At 72.3% G+C, this 17955-nt stretch carries 19 protein-coding genes; 14 read left to right on the top strand and 5 right to left on the bottom strand.

Translation table 11 applies throughout. The features are described from left to right. Positions 1–104 precede the first annotated feature (104 nt). From ACFY7H_RS30680 to ACFY7H_RS30735, 12 genes are all read left to right on the top strand, one after another. On the top strand, positions 105–1019 hold the full coding sequence (locus ACFY7H_RS30680) for a Rossmann-like and DUF2520 domain-containing protein (RefSeq protein WP_388944798.1): 915 nt from the start codon (positions 105–107) through the stop codon (positions 1017–1019). Beyond that, positions 1016–2023 carry a pantoate--beta-alanine ligase gene (gene panC, locus ACFY7H_RS30685; RefSeq protein ID WP_388944800.1) on the top strand — a complete coding sequence of 336 codons (1008 nt, stop codon included), beginning with the start codon at positions 1016–1018 and terminating at the stop codon, positions 2021–2023. The genes ACFY7H_RS30680 and panC overlap by 4 nt, the downstream gene beginning before the upstream one ends. Continuing rightward, positions 2020–3750 carry an L-aspartate oxidase gene (locus ACFY7H_RS30690; RefSeq protein ID WP_388944803.1) on the top strand — a complete coding sequence of 577 codons (1731 nt, stop codon included), beginning with the start codon at positions 2020–2022 and terminating at the stop codon, positions 3748–3750. The genes panC and ACFY7H_RS30690 overlap by 4 nt, the downstream gene beginning before the upstream one ends. A 2-nt stretch (positions 3751–3752) precedes the next feature. Continuing rightward, the gene (gene nadC, locus ACFY7H_RS30695) at positions 3753–4721 is read left to right on the top strand and encodes a carboxylating nicotinate-nucleotide diphosphorylase (protein WP_388944906.1); all 969 of its coding nucleotides are present in this window, start codon (positions 3753–3755) and stop codon (positions 4719–4721) included. 3 nt (positions 4722–4724) lie between these two features. Next, the gene (locus ACFY7H_RS30700; protein WP_388944806.1) at positions 4725–5534 is read left to right on the top strand and encodes a type III pantothenate kinase; all 810 of its coding nucleotides are present in this window, start codon (positions 4725–4727) and stop codon (positions 5532–5534) included. Positions 5535–5690: 156 nt separating this feature from the next. Further along, positions 5691–6443, top strand: coding sequence for a GntR family transcriptional regulator (locus ACFY7H_RS30705; RefSeq protein ID WP_388944808.1), 753 nt, complete (start codon positions 5691–5693; stop codon positions 6441–6443). A 137-nt stretch (positions 6444–6580) separates the two neighbouring features. Continuing rightward, positions 6581–6772: a DUF397 domain-containing protein gene (locus ACFY7H_RS30710; protein WP_388944811.1), complete on the top strand. Its 192-nt coding sequence runs from the start codon at positions 6581–6583 to the stop codon at positions 6770–6772. Positions 6773–6861: 89 nt separating this feature from the next. Continuing rightward, on the top strand, positions 6862–7455 hold the full coding sequence (locus tag ACFY7H_RS30715; RefSeq protein WP_388944815.1) for a hypothetical protein: 594 nt from the start codon (positions 6862–6864) through the stop codon (positions 7453–7455). 13 nt (positions 7456–7468) lie between these two features. Further along, positions 7469–7636: a hypothetical protein gene (locus ACFY7H_RS30720; protein ID WP_388944818.1), complete on the top strand. Its 168-nt coding sequence runs from the start codon at positions 7469–7471 to the stop codon at positions 7634–7636. 82 nt (positions 7637–7718) lie between these two features. Continuing rightward, complete coding sequence (locus ACFY7H_RS30725) at positions 7719–8174, top strand: BlaI/MecI/CopY family transcriptional regulator (protein WP_388944821.1); 456 nt, start codon at positions 7719–7721, stop codon at positions 8172–8174. Between the two features lie 9 nt (positions 8175–8183). Further along, entirely contained in the window at positions 8184–8717 is a 534-nt protein-coding gene (locus ACFY7H_RS30730) for an amino-acid N-acetyltransferase (protein WP_388944823.1), read from the top strand. 164 nt (positions 8718–8881) lie between these two features. Beyond that, complete coding sequence (locus ACFY7H_RS30735) at positions 8882–9220, top strand: Lsr2 family protein (protein WP_388944908.1); 339 nt, start codon at positions 8882–8884, stop codon at positions 9218–9220. Here ACFY7H_RS30735 and ACFY7H_RS30740 read toward each other — a convergent pair. After that, on the bottom strand, positions 9199–9786 hold the full coding sequence (locus tag ACFY7H_RS30740) for an SCO3374 family protein (protein WP_388944826.1): 588 nt from the start codon (positions 9784–9786) through the stop codon (positions 9199–9201). The genes ACFY7H_RS30735 and ACFY7H_RS30740 overlap by 22 nt on opposite strands. A gap of 452 nt (positions 9787–10238) precedes the next feature. Between ACFY7H_RS30740 and ACFY7H_RS30745 the strand changes: the two genes are divergently transcribed. Both ACFY7H_RS30745 and ACFY7H_RS30750 read left to right on the top strand, forming a co-directional pair. Further along, positions 10239–12764, top strand: a complete 2526-nt coding sequence (locus tag ACFY7H_RS30745; protein WP_388944829.1) for an ATP-dependent Clp protease ATP-binding subunit — start codon at positions 10239–10241, stop codon at positions 12762–12764. A gap of 455 nt (positions 12765–13219) precedes the next feature. After that, positions 13220–13867, top strand: a complete 648-nt coding sequence (locus ACFY7H_RS30750; RefSeq protein ID WP_388944832.1) for a M23 family metallopeptidase — start codon at positions 13220–13222, stop codon at positions 13865–13867. Positions 13868–13873: 6 nt separating this feature from the next. Here the strand turns inward: ACFY7H_RS30750 and ACFY7H_RS30755 are convergent, their stop codons facing one another. The 4 genes from ACFY7H_RS30755 to ACFY7H_RS30770 form a co-directional block, all read right to left on the bottom strand. Then, entirely contained in the window at positions 13874–14998 is a 1125-nt protein-coding gene (locus ACFY7H_RS30755; protein WP_388944836.1) for a LamG-like jellyroll fold domain-containing protein, read from the bottom strand. A gap of 152 nt (positions 14999–15150) precedes the next feature. Next, positions 15151–16464 (bottom strand): two-component system sensor histidine kinase CseC, encoded by a 1314-nt coding sequence (gene cseC / locus ACFY7H_RS30760; protein ID WP_388944839.1) that lies wholly within the window; start codon positions 16462–16464, stop codon positions 15151–15153. 10 nt (positions 16465–16474) lie between these two features. Further along, on the bottom strand, positions 16475–17188 hold the full coding sequence (cseB, locus tag ACFY7H_RS30765; RefSeq protein WP_388944843.1) for a two-component system response regulator CseB: 714 nt from the start codon (positions 17186–17188) through the stop codon (positions 16475–16477). Between the two features lie 85 nt (positions 17189–17273). Then, on the bottom strand, positions 17274–17924 hold the full coding sequence (locus ACFY7H_RS30770) for a hypothetical protein (RefSeq protein WP_388944846.1): 651 nt from the start codon (positions 17922–17924) through the stop codon (positions 17274–17276). Positions 17925–17955: the final 31 nt, after the last annotated feature.

Raw genomic sequence — 17955 nt, forward strand, 5'->3', positions numbered from 1 at the left:
CCCGCCCCGGGCGGGCCTGACCGGCACCGGCGTGCCGAAAGGGCCTAGCATGGCGACGTATCGTCCGGTACCCCCCGCGGACTGGAACGGAAGGCCCTCCCCGCGTGAACTCATCCCAGGAACCGCGTCCCGCCCGGCTCACCGTCGGAGTCGTCGGCGCGGGCCGTGTCGGCCCCGCGCTGGCCCGTGCCCTCCAGCAGGCGGGCCACCGTCCCGTCGCCGTCTCCGGGGTCTCCGACGCCTCCCGGCGCAGGGCCGAGCGGATGCTGCCCGACGTGCCGCTGGTGTCCCCGGCGCAGGTGCTGGAGCGGGCCGAGCTGGTGCTGCTCACCGTCCCCGACGACGCCCTGCCGGGCCTGGTCGAGGGCCTCGCCGGGACCGGCGCCGTGCGCCCCGGCCAGCTCCTCGTGCACACCTCGGGGCGTTACGGGACCGCCGTCCTGGACCCGGCGCGCCGTGCGGGCGCGCTGCCGCTGGCCCTGCACCCCGCGATGACCTTCACCGGTACCGAGGTGGACGTGCAGCGCCTGGCCGGGTGCTCCTTCGGCGTGACCGCCCCCGAAGAGCTGCGGCTCGCCGCGGAGGCCCTGGTCATCGAGATGGGCGGGGAGCCCGAGTGGATCGCGGAGGAGAGCCGTCCGCTCTACCACGCGGCCCTCGCCCTGGGTGCGAACCACCTGGTCACCCTGGTCGCCCAGGCGCTGGAGCTGCTGCGCGCGGCCGGTGTCGAGCACCCCGACCGGATGCTCGGCCCGTTGCTCGGAGCGGCCCTGGACAACGCCCTGCGCTCCGGTGACGCCGCGCTGACCGGCCCCGTCGCCCGTGGCGACGCCGGCACCGTCGCCGCGCACGTCTCCGAGCTGCGCAAGCACGCCCCCGCCACCGTCGCCGGGTACCTGGCGATGGCCCGTACGACCGCCGACCGCGCCCTCGCGCACGGCCTGCTCAAGCCCGAACTGGCCGAGGACCTCCTCGGCGTGCTCTCGGACGACGCCGACCCGAAGGATGCCGAGCGATGACCGGCCCGCTCCAGCTGCTGAACACCGCCGAAGAGCTCCACGCGCTGCCGCGCGGCGGCCGCCGCGCCGTCGTGATGACGATGGGCGCCCTGCACGAGGGCCACGCCACGCTCATCCGCACCGCCCGCGAGGAGGTGGGGCCGCAGGGGCAGGTAGTGGTCACCGTCTTCGTCAACCCCCTCCAGTTCGGAGCCGGCGAGGACCTGGACCGCTACCCGCGCACCCTCGACGCCGATCTGCTGGTCTGCGAAGGGGCGGGCGCCGACGCCGTGTTCGCGCCCGCCGTGGACGAGGTGTACCCCGGCGGGGACCCCCAGGTGCGGATCGCCGCCGGCCCGATGGGCGAGCGCCTGGAGGGTGCCACCCGCCCCGGCCACTTCGACGGCATGCTGACCGTCGTCGCCAAGCTGCTCCACCTCACCCGCCCCGGCCTGGCCCTCTTCGGCCAGAAGGACGCCCAGCAACTGGCCCTGATCCGGCGCATGGTGACCGACCTGAACTTCCCCGTGGAGGTGGTCGGCGTACCGACGGTCCGCGAGGACGACGGGCTCGCCCTGTCCTCCCGCAACCGTTACCTCGGCCCGGCCGAGCGCCGTACCGCCCTGGCCCTGTCCCGCGCCCTGTTCGCGGGCCGCGACCGGCTCGCCGCGCAGGCCGCGCTGTGCGCCCGCGCCGAGGCCGCTCCCGCCGGCGGCGGACGCGCCACCGGGCTGGCGCGGCTGGGCGAGATCCGCGCCTCCGCCGACGCCCACGCCGTGTCGGCGGCGGCCACCGGCGGCACCGGCCTGCCCGACGCCGTACGGGCCGCCGCGCGGCACGTGCTGGAGGAGGCGGCCCGGTACGAGCCGCCGCTGGTCCTGGACTACCTGGCCCTGGTGGACCCGCAGGACTTCACCGACGTCGGCCCCGACTTCACCGGACGGGCCGTGCTGGCCGTCGCGGCGAAGGTCGGCACGACCCGGCTGATCGACAACATCCCATTGGAGTTCGGAGCACACGCGTGAGCACCACAGGCAACCCGGGCACCGCCGGTACCGGCATACGGCTGCACGCCCCCGCCCCCGGCTGGGCCCTCGACGCGGACGTCGTGGTCGTCGGTTCCGGCGTCGCGGGGCTGACCGCCGCGCTGCGCTGCGCCGCAGCGGGCCGCCGTACGGTCGTGGTCACCAAGGCGCGGCTCGACGACGGCTCCACCCGCTGGGCGCAGGGCGGCATCGCGGCCGCCCTCGGCGAGGGCGACACCCCGGAGCAGCACCTGGACGACACCCTGGTCGCGGGCGCGGGCCTGTGCGACGAGGCGGCCGTGCGGCTGCTGGTCACCGAGGGTCCCGACGCGGTGCGCCGGCTCATCGCGGCCGGTGCCGTCTTCGACACCTCCGCCGAGACGGGGGAGATCGAGCTGACCCGCGAGGGCGGCCACCACCGCCGGCGCATCGCGCACGCGGGCGGCGACGCCACCGGTGCGGAGATCTCCCGCGCGCTGGTCGAGGCGGTGCACGCGGCGGGCATCCGTACCGTCGAGAACGCGCTCGTACTGGACCTGCTCCAGGACGCCGAGGGCCGTACCGCCGGCGTCACCCTGCACGTCATGGGCGAGGGCCAGCACGACGGCGTCGGAGCCGTCCACGCGCCGGCCGTGGTGCTGGCGACCGGCGGCATGGGCCAGGTCTTCTCCGCCACCACCAACCCGGCCGTCTCCACGGGCGACGGGGTGGCGCTGGCGCTGCGGGCCGGCGCCGAGGTGTCGGACCTGGAGTTCGTCCAGTTCCACCCGACGGTCCTCTTCCTCGGCCCGGACGCCGAGGGCCAGCAGCCGCTGGTGTCGGAGGCGGTCCGCGGCGAGGGCGCGCACCTCGTCGACGCGGACGGGGTCCGCTTCATGGTGGGCCAGCACGAGCTCGCCGAGCTGGCCCCGCGCGACATCGTCGCCAAGGGGATCATGCGCCGCATGCAGGAGCAGGGCGTCCAGCACATGTACCTGGACGCCCGGCACTTCGGCGCCGAGATGTGGGAGAACCGCTTCCCCACGATCCTGGCCGCCTGCCGGGCCCACGGCATCGACCCGGTGACCGAGCCGATCCCGGTCGCCCCCGCCGCGCACTACGCCTCGGGCGGTGTCCGCACCGACCTGCACGGCCGCACCACCGTGCCCGGCCTGTACGCGTGCGGCGAGGTGGCCTGCACGGGCGTGCACGGCGCGAACCGGCTGGCCTCCAACTCCCTGCTGGAGGGCCTGGTCTTCGCCGAGCGGATCGCCGACGACATCTCCGCCCACCCGCCCGTGGGCAGCGGCCCGGGCGTACCCGTGCCCGCCACCGGCCCGCTCCAGCCGGCCGAGGCCCGGTACGAGGTCCAGCGCATCATGACGGACGGCGCGGGCGTGCTCCGCTCCGCCGGTTCCCTCGCGGCGGCCGCCGAGGCGCTGGAGAGCCTGTACACGACGGCCCTGGGCGAGCTGGAGAGCCGGGGCAAGACCGCCGTGCCGGGCGTGGACACCTGGGAGGCGACCAACCTGCTGTGCGTGGCCCGCGTCCTGGTCGCCGCCGCCCAGCGGCGCGCCGAGACCCGCGGCTGCCACTGGCGGGAGGACCACCCCGACCGGGACGACGCCGCCTGGCGCCGCCACCTCGTGGTGCGGCTCTCGCGCACCGAGCGGCGGGCGCTGGTCGTCACCCCCACCGACTCCGCGGACTTCCCGTCCGTAGACCACCCCCTCAGCCTGGAGAAGTGACCGTGAGCACCCCCGAACTCCCCCTGATCGAGCAGAACGAAGGCGGCTGCGGCGACGACTGCGGCTGCGGCGACGGCGAGGAGAGCGGTCTCGACCCGGCGCTCGCCCAGCTGCTGGCGGACGCGGGCCTGGACCCGATCGAGGTCGAGGACATCGCGCACATGGCGCTGTCCGAGGACCTGGACGGCGGGGTCGACGTGACCACCGTCGCGACCGTCCCCGAGGACGCAGAGGCCATCGCCGACTTCGTGGCCCGCGAGGCCGGCGTGGTGGCCGGTCTGCGGATCGCCGAGGCCGTGTTCTCCGTGGTCTGCACGGAGGCCTTCGAGGTCGAGCGGCACGCCGAGGACGGGGACCGGGTCGAGGCCGGCCAGGTGCTGCTGTCCGTCCGCTCCCGTACCCGCGACCTGCTGACCGCCGAGCGCAGCGCCCTGAACATCCTGTGCCGCCTGTCCGGCATCGCGACGGCCACCCGCCGCTGGGCCGACGTGCTGGAGGGCACGGGCGCCAGGGTCCGCGACACCCGCAAGACGACGCCGGGCCTGCGTTCGCTGGAGAAGTACGCGGTCCGCTGCGGCGGCGGCGTCAACCACCGCATGTCGCTGTCGGACGCGGCGCTGGTCAAGGACAACCACGTGATCGCGGCGGGCGGCGTCGCCCAGGCCTTCAAGGCCGTCCGCGAGGCGTTCCCGGACGTGCCGGTGGAGGTCGAGGTCGACACGATGCACCAGGTCCGCGAGGTCGTGGACGCGGGTGCCGACCTGATCCTGCTGGACAACTTCACGGTCCCGGAGACGGAGGAGGCCGTGACCATCGTCGCGGGCCGCGCCGTCCTGGAGTCCTCGGGCCGGCTGACCCTGGAGACGGCCCGCGCCTACGCGGAGACGGGTGTGGACTACCTGGCGGTGGGCGCGCTGACGCACTCCTCGCCGATCCTGGACATCGGCCTCGACCTGCGCGAGGCGGTGTAGGCCGTGCTGCTCACCATCGACGTGGGCAACACCCACACGGTCCTGGGCCTGTTCGACGGTGAAGAGATCGTCGAGCACTGGCGGGTCTCGACCGACCCGCGCCGGACGGCCGACGAGCTGGCCGTCCTGATGCAGGGCCTGATGGGGATGCACCCGATGCTCGGCAGCGAGCTGGGCGACGGGATCCACGGCATCGCGATCTGCGCGACGGTCCCGTCCGTCCTGCACGAGCTGCGCGAGGTCACCCGCCGCTACTACGGCGACGTGCCCTCCGTGCTGGTGGAGCCCGGGATCAAGACGGGCGTGCCGATCCTGATGGACAACCCGAAGGAGGTCGGCGCGGACCGCATCATCAACGCGGTGGCCGCGGTCGAACTGTACGGGGGCCCGGCGATCGTCGTGGACTTCGGTACGGCGACCACCTTCGACGCGGTGTCCGCGCGGGGCGAGTACGTGGGCGGGGTGATTTCCCCGGGCATCGAGATCTCGATGGAGGCGCTCGGTGTGCGCGGGGCGCAGCTCCGCAAGATCGAGCTGGCCCGGCCGCGCAACGTGATCGGGAAGTCCACGGTCGAGGCGATGCAGTCGGGCGTGGTGTACGGGTTCGCGGGCCAGGTCGACGGGATCGTGAACAGGATGGCGCGGGAGCTGGCGGGTCCCGGCGGCGACCCGGACGACGTGCGGGTCATCGCGACCGGCGGGCTGGCCCCGATCGTCCTGGGCGAGGCGTCGGTGATCGACGACCACGAGCCGTGGCTGACCCTGATCGGTCTGCGGCTGGTCTACGAGCGCAACGCGCCCAACTTCGAGTGAGGGCGCGGCCGGTGGGGCCCCGCGACGGCGGGGCACCACCGGCCGGTAGCGGACCGTCAGGCGGAATCCTCAGCTTGAACCTGATCGGTTAGCTTGTCGGCGTCGGACGCACACCCTCCCGACGCGGCACAGCCGAGACGGCACAGGACGGCCCAAATGCCCCGTAAATCGCCTTACTTGCAGGTGGTCGAATCGCTCCGGAACCGCATCGAGGCGGGCGAGTGGGCGATCGGCGACAGACTGCCCTCGCGCGCCCGCTTCGCGGAGGAGTACTCCGTCGGGCAGGGCGTGACTCAGCGGGCCATGGAGCAGCTGATCATCGAGGGCTTCCTCGAGGGCCGGGCCGGCTCGGGCACCTACGTGCGCACCCCGCGGCGGCGCATGCGGATGCTCCGCACCCGCCGCCGCGTCCCCGGATCCGGCAACACCTTCCGCTCCGAGGCCGCCGCGCACGGCATCGCCGCGTCCTGGGACTCCAGGACCCTGCCGCAGGTCCCGGCGCCCGAGCGGATCGCCGCCCGGCTGGCAATCGAGCCGGGCTCCCCCTGCGTGATGACCCGCTACGAGTTCATGGCCGACGGCAGCCCCGCCGAGCTCTCCGAGTCCTGGGAGCCCCTCGCGATCACCTCGGGCACCCCGATCGTGCTGCCGGAGGTCGGCGAGCTGCGCGGGGCGGGGGTGGTGGCGCGGATGCGCTCGATCGGCATCACCGTCACCTCCGTGGTCGAGGTGCCGCGCCCCTCGCGGGCCAACCAGAACCAGGCCAACCTGCTGGGGATCAGCCTCGGCGCGCTGATCACCGAGATCGAGCGCACGTACCTCGATTCCGACGGCCGCCCCGTGGAGACCGCCGACCTGGTGATCCCCGACTCGCGCTACGAGATCGCGTACGCCTTCCCGGTGGAGTGACCGGTGGCGCGTAGGGTGGGCGGCCGTACTTTCCGACGGCCGGGTTTTTTTGCCGGAACCGGCCGGAGCGTGCCTCTCGTGGAGATAGCGTCTCGCTCGAGAAGCACCGCGACCTCGTCCACTGTGGAGGAGACACCATGAACGCGACCGCTCGCCCCGACTGGCGCAAGTCGTCCTACTGCGGCGCCGGCGACGCCTGCGTCTACGTCGCCGCGGCGCCCGGCACCCTGGTGCGCGTCGCCGACCGGGCCGACCCGGCGCACCTGGTGATGGCCACCACCCACGCCGCCTGGGCGCGATTCGTCGAGGCCGTCAAAGAGACCGGCTGATCCATCCGGAGGGGGCGGCGCGTGCCTCCGCCGCGCCGCAATCCCGCACCCTCAGGGGATTTTGTCCGATTAGCGCGTATCTTCGCCCCATGCCCACGCCCTACGGATCCCGCGGCGGCATGGCGTTCAGCGCCGCTGAGCTGCACGTGCTCAGGCGCTCCCTCGCCCACGCCCTCCAGTCCTCCACGGCCCCCCTGACGGCCTCCGAGGTGCAGGACTGCCTGCGCCTCGCGGCGTCGGTGGACGAAGCGGTCCTGGAAGCGGGCCGGCTCAGAGCCTTCCTGCTCGACGACCTGGCCCGCTACCGCGACGCCCTGCCCGGGAGCCTGTCGGGCTACCTGGAGCTGCTCCAGGACGCCCTGGCCGCCGGGTACGAGCCCGGGCCCGACGACCTCGCCGCCCTGCGCGCCCTGCGGGCCAATCCGGTCGCGGCGGCCGTGCTGGAGCGGGCCCGGGCCGTCGCGGCGCGCTCCGTGCGGCGCAGGCTCGCGGCGGCGACCGCCCCGGCGCCCCGCACCCGTCTGCTGGCCCTGGCCGGCGGCAAGGAGCGGCCGTCCCCGCCGGAGCCCGCGCCGGCCCCGCCGAAGGAGCCGCCGGCCCGCCCGGTGCCCACCCCGGGCGAGGTCTTCCCGCCGCGCCGCAAGCCCAGCCCGCCCCCGGCGGCCGGACGCACGGCGGTATAGCTACGCTGGGGGCATGGACTACGTCTCCGCGCTCGTGCCCCCCTTCGTGATGGCCGCGTTCTTCATCGCCCTCGTCGTGACGATCGTGAAGAGCCAGGGCGGTTCCAACAAGGCCAAGGAGGACGCGGCCGTCGACGCCGCGATCGCCCGCGCCGAGGCCGGCCCGCAGCAGCAGAAGTGAAGTAACCCCCACCGGGGGTTTTCCACCGCGCGTTGCGGCGAATAGTCGGGCAATTCGCCGCAATCGGCACTATTGTGCTGCTGTGCCTCGCCCCTTGGGAGAACTCGAAGACGCAGTGATGACGCGGGTGTGGCAGTGGAACCGCCCGGTCACCGTTCGGGAAGTCCTGGAAGACCTCCAGCAGGAACGGTCCATCGCGTACACCACGGTCATGACCGTTATGGACAATCTCCATCAGAAGGGCTGGGTCCGCCGGGAAGCCGAAGGCCGCGCCTATCGGTATACGGCGGTCTCCACCCGCGCCGCCTACTCGGCCGCACTGATGAACGAAGCCTGGTCGACCAGCGACAACCCGGCGGCCGCGCTCGTCGCCTTCTTCGGCATGATGTCCCCCGAACAGCGCGAGGCACTCCGCGCCGCCGTGCACATCGTCCAGCACGACGAACCCGCCCCCGAGAGCGGCTCCACCGGCGAGCGCCCCGAGGAGGCCGCGGCGGAAGAGGACTCCGGCGCGCAGGGGAGCGACCCGGGGCGATAGCGTCCGGGTATGGGAGAGCTTTCCACCACAGACGACGCGAAAACAGTGACGATCCGCCGCGCGCGCACCAGTGATGTTCCCGCGCTGCGCCGCCTGCTCGACCAGTACGTGCAGCAGCGGATCCTCCTCGACAAAGCCCCCGTGGTCCTTTACGAGGACATCCAGGAGTTCTGGGTCGCGGAACGCGACTCCGACGGGCAGGTGGTCGGCTGCGGGGCCCTCCACGTCATGTGGGAAGACCTCGCGGAAGTGCGCACGCTCGCGGTCGACCGCGACTTGAAGGGCGCCGGTGTGGGGCACCGGGTGCTCGACAAGTTGTTGGAGACCGCCCGCCGGATCGGGGTCAGCCGGGTATTCTGCCTGACCTTCGAAGTGGACTTCTTCGCGAAGCACGGCTTCGTCGAGATCGGCGAGACCCCGGTGGAGACCGATGTCTACATGGAGCTCCTGCGTTCCTATGACGAGGGAGTCGCCGAGTTCCTCGGTCTCGAACGAGTGAAGCCGAACACCTTGGGCAACAGCCGGATGCTGCTGCACCTCTGATCGATCGCGGCGGCTATTACGGGCCCGGCCCGGTGGTGGCCTATGTCCGAATCGCGCACGTTTCCCGCCTTGTTGAGGTCCTGAACCTCTCGACGGGGGTTTGTGTTTTCCAGGCAAAAGCGGTTTCCTTTCCGCGTACTGCATTTTCGATGAAAGGAAATCCGGTGGCACAGAAGGTTCAGGTCCTTCTTGTCGACGACCTCGACGGTGGCACGGCGGACGAGACCGTGACGTTCGCTCTGGATGGCAAGACCTACGAGATCGACCTCACCACCGCAAACGCTGAAAAGCTCCGCGGTGCGCTGGAGGACTTCGTGAAGGCCGGCCGCCGCACCGGCGGGCGCGCCTCCGCGGGCCGCGCCAAGGGCCGCGCCGCCGCTTCGTCGGGCAGCCCGGACACCGCCGAGATCCGCGCGTGGGCCAAGGCTCAGGGCCTCAGCGTCAACGACCGCGGCCGCGTCCCGGCCGAGATCCGTGAGGCCTACGAGAACGCCAAGGGCTGAGGCGTACGCCGCCCCAGGCGGGCGCGGTGGCATTCCGTCGCCGCCGCGGCCACCAGGCGTACGAGATCGGGCCCGGCCGGCTCCGCACAGAGTCCGGGCCCGGCCCCGGTGCCCCGCCCCGGAACGGGCAGGGCGGGCAGCGATGCCTCACACCCCAGCTCGGGGGGCCGCAGCCACACGGCGGCCCCCTGAGGGCTTTCCCCCGCCCGCCCGGGAGGCACGGGGGCGGTGATCCTGCCGCCCTCGCCCAGGGCGGTCAGGTCCAGCGCCACCCCGCCCCACTCCAGCCAGTGGAGCAGCCCCTCCAGCTCCTCGGCCGCGCCCGGGGCGACCAGGAACCGCATCCGGCGCCCCATCACGGCCACCGGACCGGTGGCGACCCGGCGCCGCAGCACCGCGGCCCCGGCGTCCGAGGGCAGCTCCAGCACGTCGAACCGGATCCCGGTGACCAGCTGCGGGGGCGGCCCGCCCGCGCAGCTCCAGCCGAGCACGCGCTCGTACCAGGCGCGGGTGCCGTCCTCGGACGGGACGCGGGGCGAGGGGACGCTCACGGCGCTCAGGGACATGACCGGAGCAACTCCGGCCGGCACCCGGGGGTTACGGGGCGCGCCCGTACCGATGCGGAGCGTAAACGGGGCGGCGGGTGGAGTCCCACATTCGGGACGCGGGCTTGTTCGCCCGTAGCGGAGGCGACCCCGTCCAGGGGCATGGAGTGTCAGTCCTTACGGGTAAGACATTCCTAGTGGATCGGGGCGACACGCTGATTTGAGCGGGTTCCGTTCGCCATCGGCGTACACCTGTGACGGGTATCTGCCTGGCCTGCGGGAACATCGTCTCGCACCATCGAGTTGGAGCAGTAGTCGGCTCTTACAGCCGGTTTTCCTCACCGACGTGGGGGTGAGCCGTGGACGGATGTCGGCAGTTGGAATGAGCTGTCCCGTCCCGCGGGACTAGCATGCGGAAGGACAGGGCGGGGACCGACCCCGAACTGCCCGACCGCTCTGAGGAGCGATAAACGATGTTCGAGAGGTTCACCGACCGCGCGCGGCGGGTTGTCGTCCTGGCTCAGGAAGAAGCCCGGATGCTCAACCACAACTACATCGGCACCGAGCACATCCTCCTGGGCTTGATCCACGAGGGTGAGGGTGTCGCCGCTAAGGCCCTGGAGAGCCTCGGGATTTCGCTCGAGGCTGTTCGCCAGCAGGTTGAGGAGATCATCGGTCAGGGGCAGCAGGCCCCGTCCGGCCACATCCCCTTCACCCCGCGGGCGAAGAAGGTCCTGGAGCTTTCGCTCCGAGAGGCCCTCCAGCTCGGCCACAACTACATCGGCACCGAGCACATCCTGCTCGGCCTGATCCGCGAGGGCGAGGGCGTCGCCGCCCAGGTCCTCGTGAAGCTGGGCGCCGATCTGAACAGGGTCCGGCAGCAGGTCATCCAGCTGCTCTCCGGCTACACCGGGGGCGGCAAGGAGTCGGCCACCGCAGGCGGCCCGGCCGAGGGCACCCCCTCGACCTCGCTGGTCCTCGACCAGTTCGGCCGCAACCTCACCCAGGCCGCCCGTGAATCCAAGCTCGACCCGGTCATCGGGCGCGAGAAGGAGATCGAGCGGGTCATGCAGGTGCTGTCCCGCCGGACCAAGAACAACCCGGTCCTCATCGGCGAGCCCGGCGTCGGCAAGACCGCCGTCGTCGAGGGCCTGGCACAGGCGATCGTCAAGGGCGAGGTCCCCGAGACCCTCAAGGACAAGCACCTCTACACGCTCGACCTTGGTGCCCTGGTCGCGGGCTCCCGCTACCGCGGTGACTTCGAGGAGCGCCTGAAGAAGGTCCTCAAGGAGATCCGCACCCGCGGCGACATCATCCTGTTCATCGACGAGCTCCACACCCTCGTGGGTGCGGGTGCCGCCGAGGGCGCGATCGACGCCGCCAGCATCCTCAAGCCCATGCTGGCCCGTGGCGAGCTCCAGACCATCGGTGCCACGACGCTCGACGAGTACCGCAAGCACCTCGAGAAGGACGCGGCCCTCGAGCGCCGCTTCCAGCCGATCCAGGTGGCGGAGCCTTCCCTCCCCCACACGATCGAGATCCTCAAGGGCCTGCGCGACCGCTATGAGGCCCACCACCGCGTCTCCATCACGGACGAGGCCCTCGTCCAGGCGGCGACGCTGGCGGACCGGTACATCTCGGACCGCTTCCTGCCGGACAAGGCGATCGACCTGATCGACGAGGCCGGCTCCCGGATGCGCATCCGCCGGATGACCGCGCCGCCGGACCTCCGCGAGTTCGACGAGAAGATCGCGGCCGTCCGCCGCGACAAGGAGTCGGCCATCGACTCCCAGGACTTCGAGAAGGCGGCTTCGCTCCGTGATTCGGAGAAGCAGCTGCTCACCGCGAAGGCCAAGCGCGAGAAGGAATGGAAGGCCGGCGACATGGACGTCGTCGCCGAGGTCGACGGCGAGCTCATCGCCGAGGTCCTCGCGACCGCGACCGGCATTCCCGTCTTCAAGCTCACGGAGGAGGAGTCCTCCCGCCTCCTGCGCATGGAGGACGAGCTCCACAAGCGCGTCATCGGCCAGAAGGACGCCATCAAGGCGCTCTCCCAGGCCATCCGCCGTACCCGTGCGGGTCTGAAGGACCCGAAGCGTCCCGGTGGCTCGTTCATCTTCGCCGGCCCGTCCGGTGTCGGTAAGACCGAGCTCTCCAAGACGCTGGCCGAATTCCTCTTCGGCGACGAGGACGCGCTGATCTCCCTCGACATGTCGGAGTTCAGCGAGAAGCACACGGTTTCCCGCCTCTTCGGTTCGCCCCCCGGCTACGTGGGCTACGAGGAGGGCGGCCAGCTGACCGAGAAGGTCCGCCGGAAGCCGTTCTCCGTCGTCCTCTTCGACGAGGTCGAGAAGGCGCACCCGGATATCTTCAATTCCCTTCTCCAGATCCTGGAGGACGGTCGCCTGACCGACTCCCAGGGCCGCGTCGTGGACTTCAAGAACACGGTCATCATCATGACGACCAACCTGGGTACGCGGGACATCTCCAAGGGCTTCAACCTGGGCTTCGCGGCCCAGGGCGACGTCAAGACCGGTTACGACCGGATGAAGGCGAAGGTCAACGAAGAGCTCAAGCAGCACTTCCGGCCCGAGTTCCTGAACCGTGTCGACGACACGGTCGTCTTCCACCAGCTCAGCCAGGAAGACATCATCCAGATCGTCGACCTGATGATCGCCAAGGTGGACGAGCGCCTCAAGGACCGCGACATGGGCATCGAGCTCAGCGGTGACGCGAAGCAGCTCCTGGCCAAGCGCGGCTACGACCCGATCATGGGTGCGCGCCCGCTGCGCCGGACCATCCAGCGCGAGATCGAGGACCTGCTGTCGGAGAAGATCCTCTTCGGCGAGCTGCGTCCCGGTCACATCGTGGTCGTCGGCGTGGAGGGTGAGGGCGAGAACGCCAAGTTCACCTTCCGCGGCGAGGAGAAGTCGGCCCTGCCGGACATCCCCCCGATCGAGGCCACGGGCTCCGGCCCGGACCTTTCCAAGGGCGCGTAAGCGCCGGCGGCGCTTGCCGCGGGCGTAGGGGCGGCCCCGGGACCCACGAGGTCCCGGGGCCGCCCCTTTGCGTGCCCGGCCGCCGGCGGGCGCCTGGACGGGCCGGATGGGGGGCGGGGTGGACGAGCGCGGCGGGCGAGCGGCCGCCGCACGGGCCCGGGGGTGCCGCGTAGGAGCCCGGTGGCCGGTGACAAGCCGCACAGGGCAAATCGGACCTACTAGGAACTCTCGTAGATCCGGCTGCCCCGATTTGTCCCCGCGCTTGCCCAGTACGGACGCCGTCAAGGGCCCGGAGATCCACCGGGTGGCTACGAGCCGGGGTAGTAAAAGGGACGTTTGGGGAAGCCCGGGGGCACGGGTTACCAAGGTGGGGCAAGCCCGGCAGCAGCGGTTCGGTCCGCAGGCGCCGGGATCTTTCTTGCCACCGCTCCTGTCCCCGGCCCCGGAGGTCTCCCATGTCCGCGAAGCGCGTCAGCACCCGCCGCACCCGTACCGCCCTCGCCGCCACCGGTCTCGGTGTGCTGCTGGCACTCGGGGCCGGGACGACCGCCGCCTTCGCCGACGAGGCCCCCGCCGCCGTGTCCGCCGAGGCCGCCGCCCTCCAGGCGCAGGCCGACGCGCAGGCCAAGGCCGCCGCGCAGGCCAAGGCGGCTGCCGCGAAGGCCAAGGCCGCCGCGAAGCCCGTCCTGTGGGCCAAGCCCGTCGTGAGCTACACGCTGTCCGCGACCTTCGGCAGGGGCGGCAGCATGTGGGCGCACAAGCACTCCGGCCAGGACTTCGCCGTTCCCACCGGCACCCCGGTCCGCGCCGCGGGCGCCGGCACCGTCGTGAAGGCCGGCCCGAACGGCGGCGGCGACGGCCCCGCGTACGGCAACGCCGTCGTGATCAAGCACGCGAACAACACGTACTCCCAGTACGCGCACCTCTCGAAGATCCAGGTCCGGATCGGCCAGAAGGTCTCCGCCGCCCAGCGCATCGCGCTGTCCGGCAACACCGGCAACAGCAGCGGCCCCCACCTGCACTTCGAGATCCGCACCACCCCGAACTACGGCTCGGCCGTCAACCCGGTGGCCTTCCTGCGCAACGCCGGCGTCACCATCTGACCCCGGTCAGATCAGCCAGGAGTGGGTCGGCTTGGTCTTCCCGGTCTTGTTGTTCTTCAGACCGGTGATCTGCTCCTGGCCCAGCGCCTGGTCGAAGATCCGGATGTGGTCCAGCGGCCCGTCCCACGCGGCGCTCCAGATCTCGTGGTGGCGGGCACGGCCCAGCTGGAGCGGCCCGGGGCCGGGCCAGATGCCGGAGACCTGCGCCTGGCCGCCCTGCTTGTCGTCCACCCACAGGGCGATGGTCTTCTTCTCCGCGTCGTAGGTCCCCGTCAGCAGCACCCACTGCCGCGTGGTGTCCACGTTGTCCACGACCACCTGCTGGGCGGTCGCCGCCTGGCCCTTGTCACCGGTCTGCACCCGGAACACCCAGGCCTTCTTGCCGTTCACGACCTCGAAGCCCAGCTCGAAGGAGTACGAGACCCCGTCGCCCTGGCTCACCGCCATGCGCGAGCCGGTCTCGGCCACGTTGTAGGCGCGGGTGGAGACGGTGAAGCTCTTGGTGACGTCCACGGCCGGCTCGGCGCCCTGGGCGTAGGAGTCCGGCGTGCCCTTGAAACGGACCTCGGTCCGCTTGGCCAGCTCGCCCAGTGAGGCGCCGGGGCCCAGGGCTATGCCCATCTTGCCGCTGCGGTCGCGCAGCAGGTTCGGCTCGCCCGGCACGGTCGGGGAGTCGTCCTCGGGGGTCTTGCCGTCCGGGGACGGGGAGGAGTCGCCCGACGCGCTCGGCGAGCCCGAGGAGGCGACCGCCGGCGGGTTCTTCGGGTCGTCGCCGGAGCCGTTCAGTACGAAGAACCCCGCGCCGCCCGCGATCAGGACGACCGCGAGCGCCCCGATGCCGATGGTCAGCCGCCTGCGCTTGCGCCGCTGGGCCTCGGTGGCGTCGGCCATGGCCTGCCAGTCGGGCGTGGAGGGCATCGAGGGCAGGAAGAACGGTTCAGCGCCACCGCCGCCGAGCGGGGCCTCCGTCTGCGGCTGCGCCGGGGGCGGCCCGAAGCCCCCGCCGGACGGCTGTCCCTGGGCGGGCCCCGGCTGGTAGGGGTTCGGCGTCTGCGGCGGGAAACCGTAGCCGCCGCTCCCGGGGGCGGGGCCGGGCTGGGGGCTGTTCGGGAGGTCCGTACCGTCAGTCATGGCACGGATGCTAGAACATCGCCCCGAACGGGGGAGCGCCCGGCACCGATCCCGCTCCCCGGCCCGATCCGGATCCGCGCACCGATCCCGGTTCCGGGTCCGGTCACGGGCCCGCGTCACCGGCCCGGCCCCGGCGGGGTGCGGAGCGCGGGTCAGCCCGGCAGCTGGATGACCGGGAAGCTGCCCGTCGCCGTCGGCGCGTGCTCCGGCAGCCACAGCACCGCCACCGCCCCGGCGGCGGCGCCCTCGTTCTCCGCGCCGCCCCGCGCCGCGACGTTGCGGAACGTCAGCCGCGCCCCCAGCACCCGGGCCTGCCCCTCCGCGATGGTCAGCCCGAGCCCGTGACCCACCCCGGCGCGGTCCGTGGACCCGGTCCGGAAGCGGCTCGGGCCCTCGCGCAGCAGCGCCTCGGGGAAGCCCGGTCCGTGGTCCCGGACGCGCACGACCCGGCCCTCGACGTCGACCTGGATCGGGGCCCGCCCGTACCGCGAGGCGTTCGCCAGCAGGTTCCCGAGGATCCGCTCCAGCCGGCGCGGGTCCGTGCTGACGATCTCGTCCGCGACGACCCGTACCGAGGCCTCCGGCATCAGCGAAGCCACCCGGCGGCTCACGAACTCGCCGAGCGCCACGTCCTGGAGTTCCGCCCGCTCGGAGGCGCTGTCCAGCCGGGCCACCTCCAGCACGTCCTCGACCAGCGCCCGCATCGCCTGCGCGCGGTCGCGGACCAGCTCCGTCGGCCGGCCCGGAGGCAGCAGCTCCGCCGCCGTGAGCAGGCCCGTCACCGGGGTCCGCAGCTCGTGCGCGATGTCCGCCGTCACCCGCCGTTCGGCCTCCAGCCGCTGCTGGAGGGCGTCGGCCATGGCGTCCACGGCGTGCGCGAGGTCGTCCGTCTCGTCCCGTACGACACCGCCCACGGCGTCCCGTACGCGTACCTCGGGGTCCCCGTGCGCCACGCGCTGCGCGGCGGCGGCGGCCTGGCGCAGCCGGCGGGAGATCTGGCCGCCGATGAGCACGCCCATGGCCGAGCCGCCGATCACCACGGCCAGCGAGCCGACGACGAGGGCCCGGTCCAGGTCGCGCACCATGTTGGCGCTCTCGCGGAACGGGTGGTGCATGGAGAGCACCTGCCCGTTGCCGAGCGGTACGGCCGCCCACACCTCGGGGACCCGCTTGGGGGACTCGTGGATGTAGGTGCCGCGCCGCCCCGAGCGGGCCTTCTCGCGCAGCTCCGCGGGGAGCTCGGGGTCGTTGACCTTGGCGCCCCAGATCGGCTTGCGTCCGGCGTCGGGAGTGCGGGAGACGTACTGGACCCGTTCCAGCTCCTGCTCGCGGGCGCTCTCCAGCATCGACACGCGGGCAGCGCTGTGCACCACCAGGCTCAGCGCGAGCGCGGTGAGCGCGCCGACGGCGGCGATGGCGAGGGTGATCTTCCAGCGGATCCCCGTGCGGAGGGTGACACGCCTCATGCGGTTCTACTCATGCCTTGAGCTTGTATCCGAAGCCGCGGACCGTCTCGATCCGGTCCTGCCCGATCTTGGTGCGCAGCCGCTGGACGTGGACGTCAACGACGCGGGTGTCGCCGCCCCAGTCGTAGTCCCAGACCCGTTCCAGGAGCCGGTCGCGGGAGAGGACGGTGCCCGGCGCGGAGGAGAACTCCAGCAGCAGCCGCATCTCGGTGGGGGTCAGGCCCACGGGGGCGCCGGCCCTGCGGACCTCCATGCCCTCCGTGTCGACCTCCAGGTCACCGAAGGACAGCACCCCGCGCTCGTCCGGGACGTCCGCGCCGGAGGAGCCGTTCGCACCGCTGCGCGTGCCGCCGGCGTGGCCGAAGCGGCGCAGCACGGCGCGGATGCGGGCGACGAGGACGGAGCCGTCGAAGGGCTTGGTGACGTAGTCGTCCGCGCCCGCCTCCAGGCCCAGGACCACGTCGATGCTGTCGGCGCGCGCCGACAGCATGATCACGGGAACGGTGGACTCGTCGCGGATGCGGCGGCACAGGCTCACGCCGTCCATGCCGGGCACCATCACGTCGAGCAGGGCGATGTCGGGCCGGTGCGCCCGGAAGGACTCCAGGCCGGACAGGCCGTCGGGCATGGCGGTGACCACGAAGCCGTCGCGCTCCAGCGCCAGGGTCGTGGCCTCGCGGATGACGTCGTCGTCCTCCACGAACAGCACGTGGGTCTCGGCCATGCCCAGCCTCACTCCGGTTCTTCCGCTCGGTCGTTCTGTGCGTTGCGCGCGTCCGGTACCACCGCGCGTCGGGTTCTTCGGGCGTTCAGTTCTTCGGGGAGACGGCCGGGGCCGGCTGCATCCCGGGGTTGTACACGTTGCTGTACTCCGAGTGGACCCGGTCCTGCTCGGTGAACCTCTCGCCGTTCCAGTGGTACGTGATCACGTCCTCGCCGGACGGTTCGGAGGGCGCGGCGTCCTGCCCGTACACGGGCTTGCTGACCACCAGGTCGCCCCGGTCGATCTCCGCGTAGACCGGCTTCTGCTCGTCCGCGAACACATTCTCGTACTTCCCGCCGTCCGAGCGGTACACGTACGAACCGCGCCCCAGCGCATCGGCGCAGGACAGGACGTTGACCACGACGTCGACGACGGTGCCGCCGGTGATCTTCCCGTAGCTCACGTCGATGGGGTACTCCTTGCCCGTGCAGGGCTTGAGGTCCCGCTTGATCTCGGCGCTGACCCTGGGGTCTGCCTTCAGCAGGGCCACCGGGTCGACCCGCTTGACCTGGCTGCCGGTGGACGCGGCGGGGGAGTGCCCCGGGGCCGGCGGCTTCGAGGCGCCGCCCGTGGGCTGGTTGCTGCGCGCCACCGACTCGGTGCGCGCGGGCCCGCCGTCGCGCAGGCCGGTGCCGCCGGTGGAGCATCCGGCCGCGAACAGCACTGTGCCGACGAGGACGAACGTCCCCGTCGACATGAGTACCAGCGAGCTCCTGCCGCTCAGAAGT

This window comes from Streptomyces sp. NPDC012794, from assembly GCF_042901085.1.
GTDB lineage: Bacteria > Actinomycetota > Actinomycetes > Streptomycetales > Streptomycetaceae > Streptomyces.

Bases quoted from the DNA above. Each gene is read 5' to 3' on its own strand.
- ACFY7H_RS30755 (WP_388944836.1), bottom strand. From the start codon at position 14,998: ATGACTGACGGTACGGACCTCCCGAACAGCCCCCAGCCCGGCCCCGCC.
- cseB (WP_388944843.1), bottom strand. From the start codon at position 17,188: ATGGCCGAGACCCACGTGCTGTTCGTGGAGGACGACGACGTCATCCGC.
- ACFY7H_RS30740 (WP_388944826.1), bottom strand. From the start codon at position 9,786: ATGTCCCTGAGCGCCGTGAGCGTCCCCTCGCCCCGCGTCCCGTCCGAG.
- ACFY7H_RS30715 (WP_388944815.1), top strand. From the start codon at position 6,862: ATGCCCACGCCCTACGGATCCCGCGGCGGCATGGCGTTCAGCGCCGCT.
- ACFY7H_RS30720 (WP_388944818.1), top strand. From the start codon at position 7,469: ATGGACTACGTCTCCGCGCTCGTGCCCCCCTTCGTGATGGCCGCGTTC.
- ACFY7H_RS30745 (WP_388944829.1), top strand. From the start codon at position 10,239: ATGTTCGAGAGGTTCACCGACCGCGCGCGGCGGGTTGTCGTCCTGGCT.
- cseC (WP_388944839.1), bottom strand. From the start codon at position 16,464: ATGAGGCGTGTCACCCTCCGCACGGGGATCCGCTGGAAGATCACCCTC.
- ACFY7H_RS30705 (WP_388944808.1), top strand. From the start codon at position 5,691: ATGCCCCGTAAATCGCCTTACTTGCAGGTGGTCGAATCGCTCCGGAAC.
- ACFY7H_RS30710 (WP_388944811.1), top strand. From the start codon at position 6,581: ATGAACGCGACCGCTCGCCCCGACTGGCGCAAGTCGTCCTACTGCGGC.
- ACFY7H_RS30750 (WP_388944832.1), top strand. From the start codon at position 13,220: ATGTCCGCGAAGCGCGTCAGCACCCGCCGCACCCGTACCGCCCTCGCC.
- panC (WP_388944800.1), top strand. From the start codon at position 1,016: ATGACCGGCCCGCTCCAGCTGCTGAACACCGCCGAAGAGCTCCACGCG.
- ACFY7H_RS30730 (WP_388944823.1), top strand. From the start codon at position 8,184: ATGGGAGAGCTTTCCACCACAGACGACGCGAAAACAGTGACGATCCGC.
- ACFY7H_RS30770 (WP_388944846.1), bottom strand. From the start codon at position 17,924: ATGTCGACGGGGACGTTCGTCCTCGTCGGCACAGTGCTGTTCGCGGCC.